The following is a 21,819-nucleotide window of genomic DNA, read 5'->3' on the forward strand; positions in this document are numbered from 1 at the left end:
GCCACTACTCCTCGGCGCTTTCCTCGAACTGCGGCAAACCGGCGGCGCGTTCCAGTACGTCGGCGGGCAGGCTTTTGCTCGCACGGGCGCCGAGCAGCTTGAGGTTCTCCACCCGGCTGACGATATTGCCGCGGCCGTCGCTGAGCTTGTTGCGCGCCGCGGCGTAGGCCTTGTCGAGCTGCTGCAGGCGTGCGCCGATCTCGTCGAGGTCCTGGATGAAGGCGACGAACTTGTCGTACAGCGCCCCGGCACGCTCGGCGATTTCCCGGGCGTTCTGGCTTTGCCGCTCCTGACGCCACAGGCTGTCGATCACCCGCAAGGTGGCGAGCAAGGTGGTCGGGCTGACGATCACGATGTTCTGCTCGAAGGCTTCCTGGAACAGACCCGCGTCAGCCTGCAAGGCGGCGGCGAAGGCCGCTTCGATCGGCACGAAAAGCAGGACGAAATCCAGACTGTGCAGCCCTTCCAGGCGTTGGTAATCCTTTAGCGACAAGCCTTTCAGGTGGCTGCGCAGCGACAGCACATGCTGTTTCAGGGCCTGCTGGCGCTCGCCATCGGTGTGCGCCACCACGTATTGCTGATAGGCGGTCAGGCTGACCTTGGCATCCACCACCACCTGCTTGTCGCCGGGCAGCTGGATCAGCACGTCCGGCTGGAAGCGCTCGCCGTCGGCGCTCTTCAGGCTGACCTGGGTCTGGTATTCGCGGCCGTTCTGCAAGCCGGCGTGTTCCAGCACCCGCTCCAGCACCAGCTCGCCCCAGTTGCCCTGGATTTTCTGGCCCTGCAGGGCGCGGGTCAGGTTGGTCGCCTCGTCGCCCAGGCGCTGGTTGAGCTGCTGCAAGCGCTCCAGTTCCTTGCCCAGGGAAAAGCGCTCGCGGGCCTCCTGCTGATAGCTTTCCTCGACACGTTTTTCGAACGACTGGATGCGTTCCTTGAGCGGGTCGAGCAACTGGCCGAGGCGCTGCTGGCTGGTTTCGGCGAAACGCTGCTCTCGCTCATCGAAGATTTTCCCGGCCAGCTCGGCGAACTGCGCGCGCAGCTCGTCACGCGAGCCTTGCAGGTCGTTCAAGCGTTGCTGGTGGCTGTCCTGCTGCTCGCGCAGCTCGGCGCTCAGGGCCGCACGCTCGGCGCCCAATCGGCGCAGCTCGGCCTCCTGCTGTTCGCGCTGGCTTTGCCAATTCAACGCGCTGTCACGAGCGATCTGGCGCTCGTGCTGCAACAGTTCGGTTTCGCGGCGCAGCGCTGCCAGCTCGGCCTGCTGGTCAGCCTTGATTTCGCCGACCTCGGCGACTTCCTGGCGGCAATCGTCGAGTTGCGCGCTCAGGCCTGCCTGGGCCAGCTGTGCGCTGTTCAGGCGTTCTTGCAACAGGCTGCATTCGAGCTGATGGCCACTCGCCCGCCGCTGCAGCGCCCAGACCCAAACCAGCAAGGGCACGGCGGCCAGGATCAACCCGAGCAGAATGGCTGCGAGCTGGGAAGAGGGATCGATTGGCATGAAAGGCTCCGCGCAAGACTGCCCGGCAGTATAACCAGGCCCGCGCGCAGCGGTCAGATGGCGTCGGAGCCGAGCAGTTGCCTGGCTTCGGATGAGCCCTGGGCCGCGGCCAGTTCCAGCCAGTGCCGCGCCTGCTGCGGCTCGTTATGCCGCGGCAGGCGGTACAAGCGCCCGAGTTCCAGCTGGGCATGACGGTCACCGGCACGGCCGGCCTGGCGCAGCAGTTCCAGCCCGATGCGCCGGTCACGCGGGTTGCCGCAATCGCAGCACAGCAAACGACCCAGGCGACTCTGCGCCACCACCACACCCTGCAACGCGGGTTGCTTGAGCAGGCGCCCGGCAAAACGTTTCACGGTGGGCGCGTGGCCGAGGTGCGGGCTGTCCAACAGCCACACGGCTACCCGCAACGGCAAGCGTGGGCGACTGGAAGCATGTTCGAGGGTCGGTCGGGAAATGGCGCGGGGCATGGGAAGCTGCGGTAGCGGAAAAGCGCGCCACTCTACTCCTTTTTTCTACCAGGTAAAGCCTTGCAAAAGCGGCTCACCCGCGTTCTAGAGCAAGCGCTTGGGACAATCCACAGAAGCTGTGGATAACTCGGTGGACAACATGGGAGCAAGCGGCCTGACGGCAGATAGGATGGGGCTTGAGGTTAAACTGACGATTTTTTCACCAACTCAAAAAATTCATATTTTTCATTGACTTATAAATTCAGCTTGGAGAATCAACGATTTACGTCAATCACAAAATGACCCTTGACAAGGTGCTGGCCAATTGTGCACAAGTTTTTCCGCAGGCCGTCTGGAACGCCCCTTTTGGGGGCAAAAACCGCGTCATTTTGCCCCTTGCGCTGCACCATTAAAGAGGGTGGCGTAGCGGCGGCCCTTCTCGCCTGCGAACAAACACCGCCCATCGCTTTTTTCCTCGGGCGAATGTGCGCCAAGCCGGTGCATACATCTTCATGCCCAACCAGGGCTGAACAACGAGGAGGTAAACGCGTTGTGACTATGGGGGGTCGGCCTTGCGATTGGCAGTGCGGCGCCCATGGGTTACCGTCGCGCTCGACCACGACTCAACGACGGGTACACAGCCATGATCAGCCGGCGTAGCGGACTGCGACTTACCGGCATAGTGACGCTGTGCTTGCTGCTCGGCCTGCTTGGCTACACCAGCTGGCTGCGCCTGCTGGAATGTCACGATATTCGTCAGCTGAGCTGGCAAGGCGCGAGCCTGTCATCCGCCGGCATCGGTCTGGCGCGTCTTAGCCTGCACCAGCACAGCGCTGCCGGAATCGCCCGCATCGACCTGCAGCAGCTGCAGCTGAGCTGGCGCCAGTTCAGCCTCAGCCCACCGTTCTGGCAGCACATCGAGCTGCAACGCCTTGACCTGGATTGGCAATCCGCCCCCTCACCCGCGCCAAGCGCGCCCAGCGCGGCAGTGGAAATCGCGCAGGTCGTCGAAAACCTCGCCTGGTTGCCACGCAGCCTGCGCATTGCCGAGCTCAATGCCGAGCTGCCCTGTGCCAGCGGCCGTTGCACCCTGCTGGGCGATATGCAGTTGCTCCGCGACCAGGCGCAACCGCTTACGCTGGACGCGACGCTCAATCTCCAGCATCAGCAGCGCCAGCTGAATTGGCATGCCCTCCTTACCGGCGCGGATGATTCCCTGGCCGTGCAGCTGAGCCTGGCGGTCGATCAAACCCTGCAACTGAAGCTGGACACCCAGCTGCAACGTGGCGCCGATGAGCTGAGCTGGCGCGGCGAGCTCGCCAGCGCAAGCCTGAGCGAAGCCTTCATGCTGCAGAGCTGGCTGCGTCAATGGGCGCCGGCGGCGGACGTGGGGATTCCCGATGCGCCAAGCGCCGGACAGTTATCCGCGCGCTGGGCCCTGACGCTGCCCGGCGCCAGTTTGAGCAGCGAACACTTAGGCAACGCCAGCGGCCAGCTCGCCGCTGACATCCAGCTGCCCGAGCCTTGGCCAATACCGGGGCTCGGGCAGGCGCAAGGCGAGCTGAACATGGCCGCGCATGCCATCGCCGGGCAGTGGTTCATCGACCGGTTGCACAGCGATCTGCACCTGCAACAACTGTCCGGCGGCTGGCTAAAAGGTTTACCGCCCGCGTTGCACGCCGACTCCCTGCGCCTGCGTATTCAACCCGGTACGCCGCTCGCCGAGCTGCCGGCCAGCCTGGTCGGGCGCTCGCTGCCGCTGGCAATCCAGCTGACCAGCCAGGGCCCTACCGAACTTGAGCTTAAGGCCAATCTGGCGCTGGCCAATACGCCACCATGGGCCGCGCAAATTGCTGACGGCCGCCTGCGCGCCAGCAGCGCGGCGTTGGCCTTGGCTGGCTGGAAAGCCCGCCAATTACAGGCCGACCTGCATGTCGAGGGCTATCTGGATCGCGAGCAATTACACCTGAGTCTGAACAAGCCCTCACGCCTGAGCGCTGGCGAATTGCGCAATTCCGACCTCCGCCTCGAGCAGCTAAGTGCCAGCTTCGCGGGCCTGCAGCTCGAGGTCGGCTACCCGGCCGGCAGCCCTTACCGTCTGCAACTGAGTGGTGCTCACAGCCTCAGCACGCAGCGCCTCAGCCATCCACGCCTGAAGCCTCAGGCGTGGCGCTGGCAGGGGCAGCTCGCGGCCGACCTGCAGCAGGTGAAACTGGACGGCCAACTGAGTACTGACAACGACCTGTTGCTGCATGTCCAACTGCTGCAGCACGCCGTCGCCGGGCTCACCCTGCAGGCGCAACTGCCGCCACTGTTTCTCCGTGCCGGAAACCCGCTGGCACAGACTCTGGCGGACTGGCCCGCGCTGCTCGACCTGAACAACGGCCGCCTGAGCGCGGACGCGACCTTGCGCCAACCGCCAGGCGGCGCACCCGGGTTCGAGCTTGCCCTGGCGAGCGAAGGCGTGGCCGGCATCTATGACCGCAGCTTGCTCAAGGGATTGGATGGGCAGCTGCGTGCCAGCCTGAAAGGCCAGCAACTGGCGGTCGAATTCGACGAGGTGCGCGTGGGCGAAATCAACCCGGGTGTCCCACTCGGGCCGCTGCTGCTGAGCGGCCGCTACAGCGCGCCGCTGGCCCAACCTGCGGCGGGCACGCTGGCAATCGACCAGGCCCGGCTCGCGCTGATCGGCGGCACCGTTACCCTTGCGCCGGACAGCTGGGACCTGAAGCAGCTGCCGTTGACGGTTCCCCTGCAGGTACAGGGCCTGTCGCTCGAACAGCTGTTCATCCTCTACCCGACCGAGGGCCTGGCCGGCAGTGGCCTGCTCGATGGCGAGCTGCCGCTGCGCATCGGCAGCGATGGCGTCGCGATCAACGCCGGGCACCTGGCGGCGCGAGCACCGGGCGGGCGCCTGCGTTTTCAATCCGAGCGCATCCGCGCATTGGGGCGCAGCAACCCAGCCATGCAGCTGGTCACCCAGTCGCTGGAGGACTTTCATTACTCGACCCTGAGCAGCGCCGTCGATTACCACCAGGATGGCAAGTTGAACCTGGCAATGCGCCTCGAAGGCCGCAACCCGGCCATCGAAGGCGGCCGGCCGATTCACTTCAATATCAACCTGGAAGAGGACATCCCCACCCTGCTGGCGAGCCTGCAACTGACCGACAAGGTGAACGAGATCATTACCCGGCGAGTCCAGCAGCGTATGCTTGAGCGCAATTCGGCGGTGCCCGACGCGCCTGGTACGCCCGACGCCCCGAGCCCTAACTAGATAGTCAAAGGAGGCACCATGCGCTTGCGTAGCTGTTTTGCCGTTCTGCTGCTGAGCTGGCTGAGCGCAGCCTGTACCCCGACGGTGCAGCTGGCGATGCCGAACGAGCCGATCAACATCAATCTCAATGTGAAGATCGAGCACGAAATCTATATCAAGGTGGATAAGGCGCTGGACGACATGTTCAGCGAATCCAGCGGACTGTTTTGAGGAGCACGATCATGACCCTGTTTACCCGCATCGCCAGCCTGCTGCTGTTGCTTAGCCTGAGCCTGCCAGCCGCCGCCCTCACCCTCAACGAAGCCATGGCCGCCCTCGGTGATGCCAAGGCCAGCGGACACGTGGGTGAAATGCCCAATGGTTACCTTGGCGTCGTCAACGCTAGCGGCCAGTCGGCCGAGATCGCCCACCTGATCAACCAGGCCCGCCGCGCCGAGTACCAGAAGCTGGCTCAGCAGAACGGCATCAAGCTCAGCGACGTGGAAGCCATCGCCGGGCAGAAGGCGCTCGATAAAACCCCAGCGGGCCAATACATCCAGCTGCAGGGCGAGTGGCGGCGTAAATAACGCCACGCCCATTGCGCCACCGGAGTGAGCCGGAGCACGGCCGGCTCATCTGCAAAGCGCAGCGCCAGCGGTCAACAACGCTGCGTTTCCCTCACCGCCGTTGCCTGCTGCGATTGGTCACCCGCGTCGGCATTCCACGCCCTGCCCTGCGCGCCCCTTGACCACCCGCCAGCGTCATGAGACACAACCGAACCGCCCTTTGCCTGACGGACATCAAGATGGCCCTGCACACCTGGCTGCTGTTTCTTACCGCCGTTATCGGCCTGTCGCTGACACCTGGCCCCAATGGCTTGCTGGCGCTGACCCACGGCGCGCTCTACGGCCATCGCAAGACCTGCTGGACAGTCGCGGGCGGCATGATCGGCTTCGTCGTGCTGATGGCCTTGTCGATGTTCGGCATCGGCGCGCTGCTGAAAGCCTCGGCCAACGCGCTGCTGGTGCTCAAGTGGCTGGGCGGCGCGTACCTGATCTGGCTCGGCATCCAGCTCTGGCGCGCCCCGCCGCTGCACCTTGAAGCCCTCGGCCCGGCGCCCGGAAAACCGGCTCAGGCGTTGTTCCGCCAGGGGTTTTTCTCGGCGATTTCCAACCCGAAGGTGATCCTGTTCTTCGGTGCCTTTCTCCCACAATTTCTCGACCCACGCGGCGATATCTGGCTGCAGTTCGCGATCATGGCGCTGACCTTTGCCGTGGTCGAAGGCGTGGTCGAATACCTGCTGGCGCGGCTGGCCCACCGCATCCGGCCCTGGCTGCAACGCAGCGGCAAAGGCTTCAACCGCTGCTGCGGCGGGCTGTTCGCGCTGATGGGTGCGGCGCTGCCGATGACGCGCTGACGAGCGGCCGGGTAAAGCGTGATCGGGTTGGCGTTCCCGCGGCCAACCCACCCATTGGGGTCATGGTTTGGTCATTGTCGGCTGGGATACTTTCCGCCCTTCAGCCTGAAGTAGCGGCGTGAAAAACAATCCCAAGCAAGGAGCCCGAACCATGCCTATCACCAGAATCCTGCTCGCCCTGACCCTGAGCGTCAGCTGCGCCGCTCAAGCAGCGATATGCCCTGACTACCAGACGCCGCAACAGGCGCCCAGCGCGCCAGTCCCGGCGAAGAAATCCTTCAAGCATTTCGGCAACCGGATCCTCGCCGGTATCTATCAGCCCTGGCACATGGTGCACGACTCGCTGGTGGCTGAAGGCCAATACCCCTACCTGGTCGGCAAGTTCGACTACGACGCCGTGCTGCACAAGGACCTGGAAGACGAGCGCGTGCACGTCTACCTGTTCGGCACCGGCATGCAGAACTGGGAATACCTGGGCAGCCGTGTCACCGACAGCGACGGCAAGATTGCCATGACCCTGGCCCCGCGCCCGGCCGGCGACTACCGCGTGCGCATGGTGGTGGAAGGCGACCGGTCCAGCGTCGACGGCTGGCTGACGGTGGTCGAGCGCGGCCGCGAAGCCGTGCTGTTCGACGTCGATGGCACCCTGACGATCAACGACTTCGAGGCCTATGCCGATTACGTCGGCGTGAAAACCGCCACCGCCTACCACTACGCACCGCAGACGGTCCGCGCCTATCAGGACAAGGGTTATCAGGTGCTCTACCTGACCGCACGGCCCTACTGGGTAACCCGCGACGGCCGCGAATGGTTCGGCAAGCAGAACCTGCCGGCCTGGCACTACCGCAGCAACCCCTACGGTGATGGCCCCATCCCGCCGAACACCGTGGAGCACAAGGCCAATTACGTGCGCTACCTGCGCGACACCGTGGGCCTGAACATCATCCGCGCCTACGGCAACGCCACCACCGACATCGAGGCCTACGCCAATGGCGGCATGCCCAAGGCCAACACCTGGATCATCGGCGAACACGCCGGCAAGGAAGGCACCCAGGCGCTGAGCGGCGACTACGCGCTGCATTACAGCACCGTGGTGCAGAACACCCCGCTGGCAGCCTGCAAACGCTGACCAAGGCTGAGTGAAAAAACCGGGCGCGGGTCGCCCGGTTTTTTTTGGCCCTGTCCCCGTAGTCTGTTGTGTTCAGGCATCGGCGCCTAGGTTTGCCCGGGCTGCGCGCACCACTACCAATGTCATTACCAGTATTTGGTGCGCACGGCGCACCCTACGTGCCTTAACTTTGCGGGCGCTGCACACTAGGTCCAGCTTATCCAGGTGCGCTATGCAACACGCTGTTGGGACAAAGCCTTTTTTGCCGGCATTCGTCAGTGCACGCTCCCGTCATTGCTACTGGCCATCAAGACCTTAGTCGTAGAGCCCCGACATCGGTTAGGCGCGCTCGCCTGATCGGTGAATAATGCCCGGCTTCACTACCGGAGCCTGCACGATGACCGCCCCCACCCACCCGAGCGCCCCACGCCTTTCGCCTCGCGCGATCATGCTGATCGAGCTGGCCCTGGCACTCGGCGGTTTCGCCATCGGCACCGGGGAGTTCGCGATCATGGGCCTGATGCCCAACGTCGCGCAGGACCTTGGCATCAGCGAGCCGCAGGTCGGCAACGTGATCAGCACCTACGCCCTCGGCGTCGTGGTCGGCGCGCCGCTGCTGGCGATTCTCGGCTCGCAGCTGTATCGCCGGCACCTGCTGCTGTTGCTGATGGCGACGTTCGCCATCGGTAATTTTGCCAGTGCGCTGGCACCGGATTATCAGGCATTGATGCTCTACCGCTTCTTCGCCGGCCTGCCCCACGGCGCCTATTTCGGCGTGGCGATGCTGGTCGCCGCCTCGATGGCGGCGCCGCATAAACGCGCCAAGGCGGTCAGCCGGGTCCTGATGGGCTTGACGGTCGCCATTCTGATCGGCAATCCGGTCGCTACCTGGCTCGGCCAGTGGCTGAGCTGGCGCTATGCGTTCGCCATGGTCGGGGTGATCGCGCTGCTGACCGTGGCGATGGTGGCGATCTTCCTGCCGCTGGATAAGCAGCAGCCGCGCAGCTATCCGATGCGCGAGTTGCGCGCCTTCAACCGCGCGCCGGTATGGCTGGCCCTGGCGATCAGTTCGGTCGGCTTCGCCGGGATGTTCTGCGTGTTCAGCTACATGGCGCCGACCCTGCTGGAGGTGACCCGGGTAAGGGAAAGCTGGATTCCTTTCGCCCTCGCCGCGTTCGGCCTGGGTGGCATCCTCGGCAACATGTTCGGCGGCTGGCTGTTCGACAAGCTGCGCTTCAAGGCCATTGCCTGGCTGCTGCTGTGGAGCGCGCTGGTGTTGCTGGCGTTTCCCTTCGCGGCGCATTCGGCCTGGACAGTATTCCCCGCGGTATTCGCGGTCGGCACCATGGTGTCGCTGTCACCCGCCCTGCAAACCCATTTGATGGACGTCGCCCAGGATGCCCAGACCCTGGCTGCCGCCTCCAATCACGCGGCGTTCAACATCGCCAACGCACTGGGCCCCTGGCTCGGCGGCCTGGCCATCACCGCGGGATTTGGCTGGACCTCCACCGGCTACATCGGTGCGGTTACCGCCCTTGCCGGCTTGCTGGTCTTCTGGCTGGCCTGGCGGGTGCAACCGGGGTACGCGGGCGCTAATCGCACAAGCTAAGCCGCCAGGCCATCCCGAGCCGTATTTAGTTCGCTTAGTCAGGGTGCCGTGCGTCGCTTCCGGCGCACGCCAGGTCGGCAGACGGGGTCTCAAGCACAGCGGCTATACTGCCGAGACGCTGGTCCGCTCCCTGTTCCTCTGTACGAGTTCCTGTTTTGCCCTCGATGCGAATTATCCTGATCCTTCTGACTCTGCTCTGCGCCGGGCTCCAGGCCGACGAGCGCCCGTTGCGCTTTCCGGTCAGCGACAGCTGGGCGATGCCGCTGATCCAGATCGAAGACGGCGAAGCGGTTGGCGGCATCCTGTTCGAATTGCAGAACCGGCTCGCCGCCAAGGTAGGTCGGCGTGCCGAATTGATCGTGATGCCGCGCCAGCGCATTCAGCTCGCCATGGAGCGCAACGACATCGACATGCGCTGCTATGTCACCCCGGACTGGCTCACCGGTTCACACCACCAGTACGTCTGGAGCCTGCCCTTTGTGACCCAGCGCGATGTGCTGGTCGCGCGCCGGCCGCAGACCGAACCCCTGCATCCGGAACAGCTGCAGAACGAGCGCATCGGCGCGGTGCTGGGCTTCACCTACCCCAGCCTGCAACCGCTCTTCGACAGCGGCCAGCTGGTACGCGAGGACGCCCGCACGCAGATCCAGGTGCTGCACAAGCTCCAGGCCGGACGTTATCGCTACGCGGTCAGCAACGAACTCTCCCTGCAGTGGTACAACAAGCGCCTGCCCGCCCGCCAGCGCCTGCATGCCGTAGGCGAAGCCTCGCTGGAACCGGTGTCCTGCATCGTGCGCAATGCCGCGGATGTGCCCACCATGGCGCTGCTGCGGGCCATGGTGCAGATGCGTCAGTCCGGCGAAATCGACGAAATCCTTTCCCACTACCGCTAAGTGTTTCAGTGGGTCCGTTAGCGCGTGGAGGGTACCTCCAGCGCTGCCAGCACCTGATTGACCCGCTGCGCCAGCGAGCCCGTCAGCAGGCTGTAGCGCCAGCCGCGCTGCTGCAACTGCTCGAGATACCAGCGATTCTGCCGGCGCCGAAATGCCTCGCCCTGGCGCGTACCGTCCTGCACGAACGGGAAGTCGTCGGCGCACAGAAACAGATGGTGGTAAAGCCGCCGCGCCAGCTGTTCGAGTTCGGCTTCGGCGCGGCCGAATTGGTCCTGGCAGTAGAACAGCGTGGTCAGTGGCGTCGTATCGCAGACCAGATAACGCCGCGCCTGGCCTGCCAATTGATCTTCCCGGGCAACCTGGGTGCGGCCGATGTGCAGCAGGTCGTCATAGCCCAGCTGCCCGTCGCAGGCGAGCCAGTGCTCGCGGCCGAACTCGGCGGCGTAGCGGGTATCCAGCGCGCCAGCCAGGGCCTGGGCAAGGCTGCTCTTGCCAGTCGATTCGCCGCCGAGCAGGCCGATGCGCTCGACGAAATCGCCATACACCGCCGGCGCGAGAAACGACCGCAGCCCATGGATATCGGCGCGCAGGCGCGAGCCGGATATCGCGACCTGGCTACGTTGCGGGTCCAGCCCGAGGTGCCGGACCGGCTGGCCGAAACGCTGCGCCAGGTGCGCGGCGAAGCCATCGCCATAGGCCTCGCTGGTGAACACCGCTTCCACCGGATCGCCCAGCACCTGCTGGCAGAACCGCGCGACGAACTCGCGCTGGGTCTCGTCATCCTCATGGTTGTACGGCAAGTCCGGCAGGTCGAGGCCGGCGCGCTGCCACTGCGCGACACGCTCGGGCGTCAGCACCCAGTGCTTCAGCGTCGGGAAGCGCAGCGCCAACCAGCGTGCGCGCCGCTCGGCCTCATAACCCGGCAGTTCGGGCCTCGACCAACTGAGCAGATAAAGCTGTTCGCAATGGCCCTGGGCATGACGGATCAGGTGTTCGTGGCCAAGGTGCAACGGTGCGAACTTGCCGACCACCAGACCGCTGCGAAAACGCGCCGCCATTGCTCAGGCCCGCTGCCCGTCTGTGACATGCGCCATCGCCTGCGTCTGCCCGGCCAGCTCGCGCCGCCAGCGGTACAGGCCGTACCAAGCATTGCACCAGAACAACGCGTAGATAAAGCCGGTCAGGTACAGCTCGCGAGACAGGAACAGCGGCACCGCGAGGCTATTGACCAGGAGCCAGCAGTACCAGGTTTGCAGCTTGCGGCGCATCAGCAGCAGTTGCGCCAGCACGCTGAAGGTCAGCACCAGGGAATCGAGAAACGGCGCGTACGCGTCGGTCAGGTAATGCAGCAAGGCGCCGTAGGCAACGGCCACCAGCACCGCCATCAGCAGCGCGCCAACCAATGCGGGCCAGGGCGCACGGCTGATCGGCATCGCCCCGCCGCGCTTGCCGTATAGCCAGCTCCACCAACCGAACAGGCTGGTCAGCACGTAGAACACCTGCAGGGTGAGGTCGGCGTACAGTTGCACCTGATAGAACAGTGCGCCGAACAGCACGCAGCCGATCAGGCCGATCGACCAGGTGTGCACCGAGTTGCGCGCGGCCAGCAGTACGGCCACCAGGTAAAAACCATTGGCGAAGATTTCCAGCGTTGACGGCATGCGTAAATCCTTGCGGCGGGAAGGCTGAGCTAACGCCAGCGCCCCGTTGAGAAGCCTAAGCGCCGCGCCTAAGCGCGCGATGGGGCAGATCGATAAGCCGCGAGCGCCAGGGTCTATCCCGGGCGCTAGGCCACAGACGGGGGCAGGTTATTTGTCGTCAGGCAGGATATCGAAGCCGCCTTGCGACTGACTGACGATGCGGAACAGCTTGCTCTGCCCGGCGACCACCGGCACGGCCAGTTCACGGCGCAAGCGGCCATAACCGCACAGGGTGTCATCCTGTTTGTCGACGCCGATGCCGAGCACACGGGTGCCGGCCGGCACTTGGAAGCTGGCGACCTCGCCCATGGCGATCCGCGCTGCGACTTTGCGGTCCACCAGAATGGCGACGTAGCAGCCGCCGCCCATCATGCCCAAGTCGCGATTGACCACCAGCTGCCCGGTGTTTGCGCCAGGTTCCTGATACGCCAGCAAACGGTCGCTGGGCACTGGTTTGATGTCTTCCGGCGCAGCCCTGAAGGATGAACAACCGGCCAACAGTAGCAAGGGCAGAACGGCATAGATCAAGCGCATGGAAATTCCTTATTGGAGGGGGGAAGCAGTAGACCTGATTTATCTCGACGAAGTCTGCACTACCCTAGCAGGCCGTTGAGAAACTACCTACATTGGCAATACCGCGTTAAAAACGGCCTCAAAATGCTCATTTACAGCCCGTACTTTGCGCTTTTTCGGCCGTTTTGCCTTGTCTTGCCTACTTCGCCTACGTTTTTCAACAGCCTGCTAGCCCGAATCGGTTACTGCGCAATCGGCTGCAGCCAAATCGCAGCGGGCACGAGCCTACGGCAGTGCCTGATGCAGCGTGGCCTCTTCGCGGCGCCAGGCGCACAGAGCGTCTTCGTCATAGCGACTGAACAGCCAGCCGGTGCGCGCCCCGACCAGGGTCGTGACCGCATGGTAACGGCCCAGCCGGTTGTGCCGGGCCAGGTACAGGGCGCCGTCGCGCAGCACCGCAAGCACGCGGCTATTGGACTGGAATAACGGCGTCAGCAAGCGACTGGCCTGCCTGTAGTAGCGCAGGTGTTGGCGGCGCGCCGCTGCGTAATCGGCAAAGACCCAAGGCCAATCACGGGCATCGCTGGCCGAGCCGGCCTGCGGATGCAACGCCGTCGCCAGCGCGGCTGCGTCGACCAGCGCCATGTTCGCGCCCTGGCCCAGTTGCGGGCTCATGGCGTGGGCGCAGTCGCCGATGGCGAGCACGCGGCCGTCGTGCCAGCGCTGCATGCGCACATCGGCGTAGGTGGCGAACGTCAACTGCGACGAACACTTGATCCGTTCGAGGAAGGGTTCGGCGCCCGCGCCGGCCAGTTGCCTGACGCGGGTTTTCCAGGCGTCCAGCCCGGCGGTGCGCCAGGCGTCGTGAGCCGCCGTCGGCAAGCTCCAGAACAGGCTGCTCAGGGGCGTATCAGGGTTTGCATGGGTGCGCCCGGTCGGCATTACGCCGAACATCTCCGAGCAGCCGCGGTACCACTGGCGCAGGTCGGTGGATGCCGAGGATGTGGGTGTTGGCTGGATGCTCCACAACGCGCCCCAGGGGTAAGGCGTTACCCACTGTTTGACGCGCATCTGCGCGCGCAGTGTCGAGCGCACGCCGTCGGCGAGAATCAACGCGCAGAAGTCGCCAAAAAGCCGCTCGCCGCCCTGGCCGTTGTCCTGGAACAGGCTGACGTGGCTTGCAGTCTGGCGAAACCGGTTGATCGTCACACCGGTCTCGATGCGCACACCGGCCTGCCGGGCGGCGTTCAGCAGCGCCGTCATCAACACCGCGCGGTGGATGCCCAAACCGAAACTGCCCGGCTGCCAATCCTCATAGCGGGTATCGAGAATGACACGCTCGCACGCGGTGGTGCCATACAGGCGACTCACCGGCGCGCCCAGCCCGGCGCATTCCGCCAGTAGCCCGAGCTGGCGCAGCACCGCCAGGCCGGAGGGCTGCAAGAGAATCCCTGCCCCCACCGGCTGCAGTTCCGCCACCCGTTCGAGCACCGTCACCTGCATTCCCTGGCGTGCCAGCAGAATTGCGCTGGCCAACCCCGCCGTACCTGCCCCCACCACAACAATCGGCAATCCCTTCAAACCCAGGCTCCCTAAGCCGGCTGCATCATTCGGCAGATGGTACTGCCATCGATCAGCATTCGACAGCTACCCATTTTGGCAAAGGCAACACGGCGGACCACTCGACTGAGCGCCCGCCGGGGCTGAAGCGTTACCGGTTACAGGTACACGCCGCCCGCGGCCTCGATGCGCTGGCCGTTGATCCAGCGCCCTTCCTGAGCCAGCAATACCGCGATGGCGCCGCCAATGTCATCGGGTTGGCCGACGCGGCCCAATGCGGTGTTGCTGGCGATATCGGCGTTCAACTCAGGGTTGTCGCGCACCAGGCCGCCACCGAAATCGGTCTCGATGGCACCGGGCGCCAGCACGTTCACGTTGATCCCGCGCGGGCCCAGCTCCTTGGCCAGGTAGCGCGTCCAGACCTCGACTGCGCCTTTCATGGCCGCATAGGCCGCAAAGCCCGGCATGGTGAAACGGGTCAGGCCGCTGGAGATATTGAGAATGCGGCCCTGATCGGCAATCAGCGGCAACAGCGCCTGGGTCAGGAAGAACGGACCCTTCAAGTGAATATTCACCATCTGGTCGAACTGCGCCTCGCTGGTTTCGGCGAAGGCTGCGAAGGCGCCGGTACCGGCGTTGTTGATGAGCACATCGAAACGCTTGCGACCGAAGTGCGTCTGCAGCGTGTGCCCGATCTGCTCAGCAAACTGGACGAAGTGGCTGCTCTGGGCGACATCCAGCTGAAGCATCGTGGCGCGCCCGCCGAGCGCTTCGATTTCCGTCAGCAGCGCCTGCGCATCCGCCTCCCGGCTCTGGTAGGTGCCGATGATATCGAAGCCACGGGCCGCCAGATGCAGCGCCGCGCTCTTGCCCAGGCCGCGGCTTGCGCCGGTGATCAATGCGATTTTACGGGTCATGGTCGTGCTCCTTGGTTGCGCTGGTTAAGTCAGCACGGCCAGGTTATTGTCCGTAGCAGAGACGATAAACATCGCGAAACCGGAAACACTGACCGGTTTAAACGAACAATAAGGCATAGCCATGAACAAGCTCGAGCTGCTGCGCACCTTCGTCCGCGTCAGTGAACTGGCCAGCTTCACCCAGGCGGCGCAGAGCCTCGGCCTGCCCCGCTCCACCGTTTCCGAGCAGGTGCAGCTACTGGAAGAACTGGTTGGCGCGCGTTTGCTCCACCGCACCACCCGCAAGGTGCAGCCAACCCAGGACGGCGCGGTGCTGTATGAGCGCAGCAAGGACATGCTCGCCAACATGGATGAGCTGGAAACCCTGTTCCGCCAGGACAACACGCAGCTGGGCGGACGCCTGCGGGTCGACATGCCAACCTCCATCGCGCGACTGCTGGTAGCGCCCCGCTTGAGCGAATTTCTCGATCGGCATCCGGCCATCGAGCTGGAGCTGAGCAGCAGCGACCGCCGGGTGGACCTGGTGCGCGAGGGTTTCGATTGCGTGCTACGCGTGGGTGAGATCGTCGACAGCAATCTGATCGCCCGCCCGCTGGGCCATTTTCGCCAGGGCAACTATGCCAGCCCCGCCTACCTGGCCCGCTATGGCACGCCGCGCAGCCTGGAGGATCTGGCGTCGCACCGGTTGATCCACTACGCCCAGGTGCTGGGCACCCGCACGACGGGCTTCGAGTACCAGGCGGGCGGTACGCTGCATTACCTGCCGATGGCAGGCAGCGTCACGGTGAACAATATTGATGCTTACGAAGGCGCCTGCCTCGGTGGGTTGGGCATTATCCAGGCGCCACTGACCGGCTTTCATGAGCTGCTGGCGAGCGGGCAGCTGTGCAGCATTCTGCCGGAATTCGTGCCGCCGCCCATGGCGGTCTCGCTGCTCTATCCACACCGCCGCTACCTGCCGCAACGGGTTCGCGTGTTCATGCAATGGCTGAGCGAGATCATCCAGCAGGAGCTGCACATCAGCCCGCCGGGCTCAGCGGCTTGAGCCGCACTGGCGGGTACAGACTCCGGCCCGGCAACGATTGGCCTGGTGCTTGGGATCGTCGCGCATCAACCGGCGGGTGACTCCGTTGGTCCAGCCGAAGCCATCCTGCAACGGGTATTCGCCGCCTTTTGCGTAAGCCGCCGAAGGGCGCAGCACGTACTTCTCGACCAGCTTGCTCTCACGCTCGAACAGGTCCGCGACTATTGCCAGCCAGCGCTGCTCGATGGTGTCGGCCAAGGCGTGATGGCCATAGTGCTGCAGGCCGCGAATGCCCATCAGCTGCAGCGGTGCCCAGCCATTGGGACGGTCCCACTGCTGATCGCCCACGCTGATCTCGGTGGTGGATAAACCGCCAGGCGCCAGCAGCCGCTCGGCAACGGTCGCCGCCACCCCCGCCGCCTGCTCGGCGCTGGCCAGTTGCACGAACAACGGCGTCAGCGTCGCCGCCGTGAGGTTCGTTCGCTGGCAGCCGCGCTGCCAGTCGTAATCCAGGTACGCGCCGCTGGCCTCGCTCCACAGGTACTTATCAATGGCACTTTTGCGCCGCGCCGCATGGCCGCGAAACTCTTGCGCCGAGTGCAGGTCGCCCTTGATCTCGCTCAGGCGGGCGATCTGCCGCTCCAGCTTGTAGAGAAAGCTGTTGAGGTCGATTGGCACGATCCGCGTGGTGCGGATGCTCGACAACTGCTCGGGGTCGTCAAGCCAGCGCGAGCTGAAATCCCAGCCCGACTCGGCGCCCGCGCGCAGGTCGCGGTACACGTGGCGCGGCGGCCGGTCGCAGCTCTTAGCGGTGTGCACATCCTCGCGATAGGATTCTTCGCGCGGCGTGTCGCGGTCATCCCAGTAACGGTTGAGCACGGCGCCGTCGGCCATGCATACGCAGCGCCGATGGGTCTCGCCCGGCGCCAGCAGCTCGCTGCCGCTCATCCAGAAGGCGTACTCCTTGCGCAGCTGCGGCAGGTAATCGCTGGCGCGGCGAATGCCGCATTCCTCGAACAGGTCGGTCATCAGGGCGAATACCGGCGGCTGCGAGCGGCTCAGGTAGTACGAACGGTTGCCGTTGGGTACATGGCCGTAGGTGTCGATCAGGTAGGCGAAGTTGTCGGCCATGGCGCGCAACAAGTCGCATTGCCCACTTTCATCGAGGCCGAGCATGGTGAAGTAGGAATCCCAGTAATACAGCTCGGTGAAGCGCCCGCCCGGCACCACGTAATCGTAGGGCAGCGGCAGCAGCGAGGAGCGAGGCGGGTGTTCGCACGGATGGCGCGTGAGCACCGGCCACAGACGGTCGATATGCTCGCTGAGGCTGTTGTTCGGGTTGGCGACAAACTCCCGCGGGGCGAACTCGAACACGCTGAAGTGCTCGTGGACGAATGCGCCAAGGTCGAAGTCTGGCGCGTCGCGCTGCGCCCGGTAGGCATCCAGAATGCGCTCGGGGTACTGCCGCGGCGCGCAGTCGACGAAGGTCTTGCTGTCGGCGAATACGCCACTGGTCTGCACCGCAATGAACAACTCCTGATAGCGGTCGGCAGGTGACAGGGTGTCGGCGGCGCCCACTTTTGCCAAGGCGCGGCTAAAGGGATCGACCTGCTCGATATCGCTCACTGTTCGCTGTAATGCCACAACAGACCTCCATCGACGACCAGCGTGGTGCCGGTGATGTAATCGGCGTCATCGGACGCAAGAAACGCCACAGCGCCAGCGACGTCCCGTGGCTGACCCAGGCGCCGCGCAGGGATATTGCACAGCAGGGCGGAGAGTTTTTCCGGCTGATTCATCAGCGAGCTGTTGATCGGCGTTTCGATCGCCCCCGGTGCGAGGTTATTGACGGTGATGCCCAGCGGCGCCAGCTCGATGGCCAGGTTGCGCATCATCATCTTCAAGCCGCCCTTGCTCATGCAGTAACTGGTGAAATTGGGAAACGGCAGCTCTTCGTGCACCGAACTGTTGTTGATGATCCTGCCGCCGCGCCCGCTGTCCATCAGGTGCTGCGCCACCGCCTGGGCAATGAAGAACGGCGCGCGCAGATTGACGTTGAGAATCAACTCGTAATCCGCCTCGCTGGCCTGGAGAAACGCCGTGTGCTTCTGCACCCCGGCGTTGTTCACCAGAATATCGATGCGGCCCATCTGCTCGATGCTCTCGGCCACAAGCCGTTTGCAGTTGGCCACCGTGGCCAGGTCGGCGGGAATGATGCAGGCCCGCCGCCCCTCGGCACGCACCAGTTCGGCGCTGGCGCGTGCATGTTCGTCGTCGTGGCGACCGTTGATGATCACGTCCGCGCCTTCGCGTGCCAACCGCTGTGCGATTCCGCGGCCGATTCCCTGGGTGCTGCCGGTGACCAGCGCCACCTTGTGTTCGAGCCTCATGCCTTTCTCCCCTCTGCCGCAAGCGCAGCGGCCATTCATCGATAGGATTGAGACGAACTCACCCGCTCGACGTTCCCGGGCAAACTTTGCAGGAAGTTAGCGCAGCGCCGATTCGCCGGTGCCAAGCCCTCCACTGCGGCATTAACGACACCAGCGAAGCCACTGAATCAGCGCGTGCGCCGAGCCCCAGGCGCAGGTATCTTCTCAGCCCCTATTCCGATCCAGGACACCGCAGATTTATGCGCATGACCTTCGTTGCGGCTGCCCTCCTATGCGCCTCGCTGTACACCACCGCCACGCTCGCCAAAGTCGAGGTCGAAGCGGCTCAACACAAGACCCTCGGCGCGGTACTGGCGGTGAAACTCTCCGAAGACATCGCCCCCGGCGACTACGAAGCCCTGCTCGACGGCATCAAGGCCAACCCTGGCAAGTTCGCCCGCAAGATTGCCCTGCTCGACAGCATTGGCGGCAGCGCCCCCGAAGCCATCCGCATGGGCCGCCTGCTGCGCGAAACCGGTTTCGACACACTGGTACCGAGCAACGGCGTCTGCCAGGGCAGCTGCATCTACCTGCTGGCCGCCGGCCGGAAAAAAACCGTAAAGGGCCACGTCGGCCTGCACCGCCCGCACTTCCCCGCTGGCGAATCGGCTCAAGCGCAACGGCTGCACAAAACCCAGGGTTACAACCCGACCGCCTACTTCCGCGAAATGAACATCCCACCGCGCCTGGCGCAGGACATGCAACGCATCGCCCCGCATCAGATGCGGGTACTGACGGAGAAAGAGCTGGTGGGGTATGGGTTGAAGTGACGGGCGGAAGGATGGCTTGTTAACAGAGCGCGGCATTGTTGAATCGGCTGACTTCTTTGAAAGCATTCGCTCAAGTACCGATGTAGCCACTCGATAAACGCCAGAAGAATCCGCTAGTCTTCCTGTCGCCCTAGCCGCTTGAGCGAGCAGCCACAGTTTTTTGCCATGGTGTATAACTCCCCCTTACGGTCAAAGCACAGCAGCAAACCCCTGAGTTAGAAGGCTCGATGCAAAAAGACAAGAATGTTATCCACCACGCCCGTCCGGGTAGTTATGCACCATTTGGTGTCTATTTATAGTTAGGGTAAGAACATGCTCCTTCAGCTAAACGCCAATAAAGACAACCACAGGAAGGTCTTAGCTGAGTTGATAAAACGCTCTGAAATATCTGTACTGTGCTCTGGATGGCTGAAACAGGCAGGGCTTAAACACTTACTTCCCGCCATTGATCTCGCCTTAAAAAATAAAAGCCAAATCACAATTTACTCAAATAAAAAACATACTGATAGCGAAGCAATAGAATCTCTAAAATCAAGAGAGTCAATTCTCCACATAGTAGTAGACGACAGTACTAAATATCTTCATTCAAAAATATACTACTTTGAGAACGCTGGTAAATATAAAGCAATCATAGGTTCTGCGAACATCACAAACGGCGGATTAACCTCTAACGAAGAGCTTTCAGTAAGCCTGGCAGGAACTATAGGTGACAGTCAGAATAATCAAATAAAAAAATATCTCGCTCGGCTTAAAATCGTGGGCCACCACTAACTAGTGGTTCAAACCGTTCGCTGCGCTCACTGGGACGGGCTAAAGCCCGCCCCTTAACCAAACGTTAGGAGCCATTTCGGTGCCTCTTGCAATCAACAAACCTGGAGAACTTGCTATAGGCCAGTTCTTTGAAAGCTGCTCATTTCACCCATGCTTGTGCTGTGAGGTTGATTCCGCAGGGGTTCAAATCGAAGGCATTTCCCTCGTCGATGGAAAAATCCATTACTGCAATATCAGGCACTGTGGGTTACGGCTATTAAGCACCGAAGAAGCAATTCAATGGAAATTAAACGGCCCAGCAGATCAAAACTTGGCCCCTGAACGGCAGTGGTGGTAGTGGCTCCTAACAATGCGCTCAAAGCGCTCACTCCGTTCGCTGGGACCGGCGAAGCCGGCCCCTTAGCTTAATCGTTAAGTGTCTTCAGGAAGAAATCATGGAATTAAAAGTAGGAAGCTTCACCTTCGGAAGATGCGACAAAATTGCTGCGGAATGGATGCACCAACATGGTCAAGCCCTACTAAAATACTCAATGTCAATTATATTCATATGGCTTGGCGCTCTAAAACCACTTGGCATAAGTCCAGTAAATGACCTAGTGACAAATACAATAACGTGGCTCCCTCCAGATGTATTCATTCCCATACTGGGATTATGGGAAATAGCCATTGGCGTTTGCCTTCTCATCAAGCCTCTATTGAGAGTTGCATTAACCTTACTATTTCTGCAACTATTCGGAACCGTATTACCATTATTTATTCTGCCTGAAGTGTGTTTCATTAAATTCCCTTACGCCCCAACACTTGAAGGTCAATACATAATTAAAAATTGCGTAATATTAAGCGCCGCAATTGTCGTTGGTGGCGGTTTAAGCAAAGAGGCTTCCCAGTACGCCGGTCAAAGCGCACAAGACACTTAACAAGTGGTTCAAGCCGCTCGCTTCGCTCACTGGGACGGGCTAAAGCCCGCCCCTTAACCAAACGTTAGATTACTACTCTATGAAACTCATCAAGCTTCTAATTGGTGCCATATTCTTCATTACCCTGTGCGGCTCAGGCATGATGCTCATTGTCCTGCTCCTTGGCTTCTTTGACGGGCACATAAATACTCGCTCCTTGTTATCACTTCCAATTGCCGTTAGTATATTTTTAGGTTCATCTATTTCGCTATATTATTTATCGCGCACAGAAGCAAAGGATCAGCTTAGCGAAACAGCAAAAAAATTCAAATCTAGAAAACTTACATTTCAACTTCTAATAATTTCACTTATAACACTATTCATAATTGCCATGCCATTTTTGGCCACCTCCACAACTCACGTACGCCTTCTGGCCTCCGTAATACTTGTCCTGTTCTTTGGGCTATATATACTGCTTGCCCGAAAGCTGTGGCGGTGTCCAGAGTGCGAAGAGCAGCTTCCTTTTATGAACCAGCATAAAGATCGCCATTCAATTAAGTGTTGTCCAAGCTGCTCAACTCAACTTCAGTAATCTAACAACTGGTTCAAGTCGTTCGCTTCGCTCACTGGGACGGGCTAAAGCCCGCCCCTTAACCAAACGTTAGAAGCGGCTCTTAATTTTGGTGGTTTATATGCACGGAAGCATTAATTCAGTTCCTCAGCCAAATATCAGCGCAGTTGCAAGCATTGAGCGTCGGCGCGCAAAACATCTGAATGTTCGTAGCCTTTCGCGGTGGCGTTGCCGGCCCATCGCTGGGGCAAACGCCATTGGTCGTCCTACCGCTATGTATCTGCCAGCCCACGCACGTTCGTTGCCCAACATCTCGGTTCGGCTTCAGGTACATTTGGCGTCGCCTGAAAATTCCGAGCTCGATTTGTCACCGCGTCTAACTACTGGTTCAAGTCGCTCGCTCCGCTCGCTGGGACCGGCTAAAGCCGGCCCCTTAACCAAACGTTA

Annotated in this window: 20 protein-coding genes; 11 read left to right on the top strand and 9 right to left on the bottom strand. The window is 62.2% G+C overall.

Annotated features, from left to right (window positions below; all coding sequences use genetic code 11):
- Positions 1-4 precede the first annotated feature (4 nt).
- Both ACX0MV_RS12270 and ACX0MV_RS12275 read right to left on the bottom strand, forming a co-directional pair.
- On the bottom strand, positions 5-1,369 hold the full coding sequence (locus ACX0MV_RS12270) for a DNA recombination protein RmuC (protein WP_458982816.1): 1,365 nt from the start codon (positions 1,367-1,369) through the stop codon (positions 5-7).
- A 179-nt stretch (positions 1,370-1,548) separates the two neighbouring features.
- Complete coding sequence (locus tag ACX0MV_RS12275; RefSeq protein WP_458982781.1) at positions 1,549-1,962, bottom strand: tetratricopeptide repeat protein; 414 nt, start codon at positions 1,960-1,962, stop codon at positions 1,549-1,551.
- 622 nt (positions 1,963-2,584) lie between these two features.
- On the opposite strand from ACX0MV_RS12275, the gene ACX0MV_RS12280 reads away from it, so the two are divergent.
- From ACX0MV_RS12280 to ACX0MV_RS12310, 7 genes are all read left to right on the top strand, one after another.
- Entirely contained in the window at positions 2,585-5,215 is a 2,631-nt protein-coding gene (locus ACX0MV_RS12280) for an intermembrane phospholipid transport YdbH family protein (RefSeq protein ID WP_458982782.1), read from the top strand.
- Positions 5,216-5,233: 18 nt separating this feature from the next.
- Positions 5,234-5,425 carry a YnbE family lipoprotein gene (locus ACX0MV_RS12285; RefSeq protein WP_458982783.1) on the top strand — a complete coding sequence of 64 codons (192 nt, stop codon included), beginning with the start codon at positions 5,234-5,236 and terminating at the stop codon, positions 5,423-5,425.
- An 11-nt stretch (positions 5,426-5,436) separates the two neighbouring features.
- Positions 5,437-5,781, top strand: a complete 345-nt coding sequence (locus tag ACX0MV_RS12290; RefSeq protein ID WP_458982784.1) for a YdbL family probable chaperone protein — start codon at positions 5,437-5,439, stop codon at positions 5,779-5,781.
- 218 nt (positions 5,782-5,999) lie between these two features.
- Positions 6,000-6,611 (top strand): LysE family translocator, encoded by a 612-nt coding sequence (locus ACX0MV_RS12295; protein ID WP_458982785.1) that lies wholly within the window; start codon positions 6,000-6,002, stop codon positions 6,609-6,611.
- Positions 6,612-6,762: 151 nt separating this feature from the next.
- Positions 6,763-7,740, top strand: coding sequence for a lipin/Ned1/Smp2 family protein (locus tag ACX0MV_RS12300; protein WP_458982786.1), 978 nt, complete (start codon positions 6,763-6,765; stop codon positions 7,738-7,740).
- A 376-nt stretch (positions 7,741-8,116) separates the two neighbouring features.
- Entirely contained in the window at positions 8,117-9,328 is a 1,212-nt protein-coding gene (locus tag ACX0MV_RS12305; protein WP_458982787.1) for an MFS transporter, read from the top strand.
- Between the two features lie 164 nt (positions 9,329-9,492).
- Positions 9,493-10,221 carry a substrate-binding periplasmic protein gene (locus ACX0MV_RS12310; RefSeq protein WP_458982788.1) on the top strand — a complete coding sequence of 243 codons (729 nt, stop codon included), beginning with the start codon at positions 9,493-9,495 and terminating at the stop codon, positions 10,219-10,221.
- Positions 10,222-10,238: 17 nt separating this feature from the next.
- Here ACX0MV_RS12310 and ACX0MV_RS12315 read toward each other — a convergent pair whose 3' ends face one another.
- The 5 genes from ACX0MV_RS12315 to ACX0MV_RS12335 form a co-directional block, all read right to left on the bottom strand.
- Positions 10,239-11,279 (bottom strand): AAA family ATPase, encoded by a 1,041-nt coding sequence (locus ACX0MV_RS12315; RefSeq protein ID WP_458982789.1) that lies wholly within the window; start codon positions 11,277-11,279, stop codon positions 10,239-10,241.
- 3 nt (positions 11,280-11,282) lie between these two features.
- Entirely contained in the window at positions 11,283-11,882 is a 600-nt protein-coding gene (gene pnuC / locus ACX0MV_RS12320; RefSeq protein ID WP_458982790.1) for a nicotinamide riboside transporter PnuC, read from the bottom strand.
- Between the two features lie 147 nt (positions 11,883-12,029).
- Entirely contained in the window at positions 12,030-12,455 is a 426-nt protein-coding gene (locus tag ACX0MV_RS12325; RefSeq protein ID WP_458982791.1) for a PQQ-binding-like beta-propeller repeat protein, read from the bottom strand.
- Between the two features lie 264 nt (positions 12,456-12,719).
- Positions 12,720-14,015: an FAD-dependent oxidoreductase gene (locus ACX0MV_RS12330; protein ID WP_458982792.1), complete on the bottom strand. Its 1,296-nt coding sequence runs from the start codon at positions 14,013-14,015 to the stop codon at positions 12,720-12,722.
- 137 nt (positions 14,016-14,152) lie between these two features.
- The gene (locus tag ACX0MV_RS12335; protein WP_458982793.1) at positions 14,153-14,911 is read right to left on the bottom strand and encodes an SDR family NAD(P)-dependent oxidoreductase; all 759 of its coding nucleotides are present in this window, start codon (positions 14,909-14,911) and stop codon (positions 14,153-14,155) included.
- Positions 14,912-15,032: 121 nt separating this feature from the next.
- Here ACX0MV_RS12335 and ACX0MV_RS12340 point away from each other — a divergent pair, with 121 nt between their 5' ends.
- Entirely contained in the window at positions 15,033-15,956 is a 924-nt protein-coding gene (locus ACX0MV_RS12340; protein WP_458982794.1) for a LysR family transcriptional regulator, read from the top strand.
- Here the strand turns inward: ACX0MV_RS12340 and treF are convergent.
- Positions 15,945-17,561, bottom strand: coding sequence for an alpha,alpha-trehalase TreF (gene treF / locus ACX0MV_RS12345; protein WP_458982817.1), 1,617 nt, complete (start codon positions 17,559-17,561; stop codon positions 15,945-15,947). The genes ACX0MV_RS12340 and treF overlap by 12 nt on opposite strands.
- Positions 17,558-18,325, bottom strand: a complete 768-nt coding sequence (locus ACX0MV_RS12350) for an SDR family NAD(P)-dependent oxidoreductase (protein ID WP_458982795.1) — start codon at positions 18,323-18,325, stop codon at positions 17,558-17,560. The genes treF and ACX0MV_RS12350 overlap by 4 nt, the downstream gene beginning before the upstream one ends.
- A gap of 239 nt (positions 18,326-18,564) precedes the next feature.
- On the opposite strand from ACX0MV_RS12350, the gene ACX0MV_RS12355 reads away from it, so the two are divergent.
- From ACX0MV_RS12355 to ACX0MV_RS12365, 3 genes are all read left to right on the top strand, one after another.
- The gene (locus tag ACX0MV_RS12355) at positions 18,565-19,134 is read left to right on the top strand and encodes a COG3904 family protein (protein WP_458982796.1); all 570 of its coding nucleotides are present in this window, start codon (positions 18,565-18,567) and stop codon (positions 19,132-19,134) included.
- A gap of 312 nt (positions 19,135-19,446) precedes the next feature.
- Positions 19,447-19,905 (top strand): restriction endonuclease PLD domain-containing protein, encoded by a 459-nt coding sequence (locus tag ACX0MV_RS12360; protein WP_458982797.1) that lies wholly within the window; start codon positions 19,447-19,449, stop codon positions 19,903-19,905.
- A gap of 434 nt (positions 19,906-20,339) precedes the next feature.
- Positions 20,340-20,822 (top strand): hypothetical protein, encoded by a 483-nt coding sequence (locus tag ACX0MV_RS12365; protein WP_458982798.1) that lies wholly within the window; start codon positions 20,340-20,342, stop codon positions 20,820-20,822.
- Positions 20,823-21,819 lie beyond the last annotated feature (997 nt).

Source organism: Pseudomonas cistanchae, assembly GCF_054483635.1.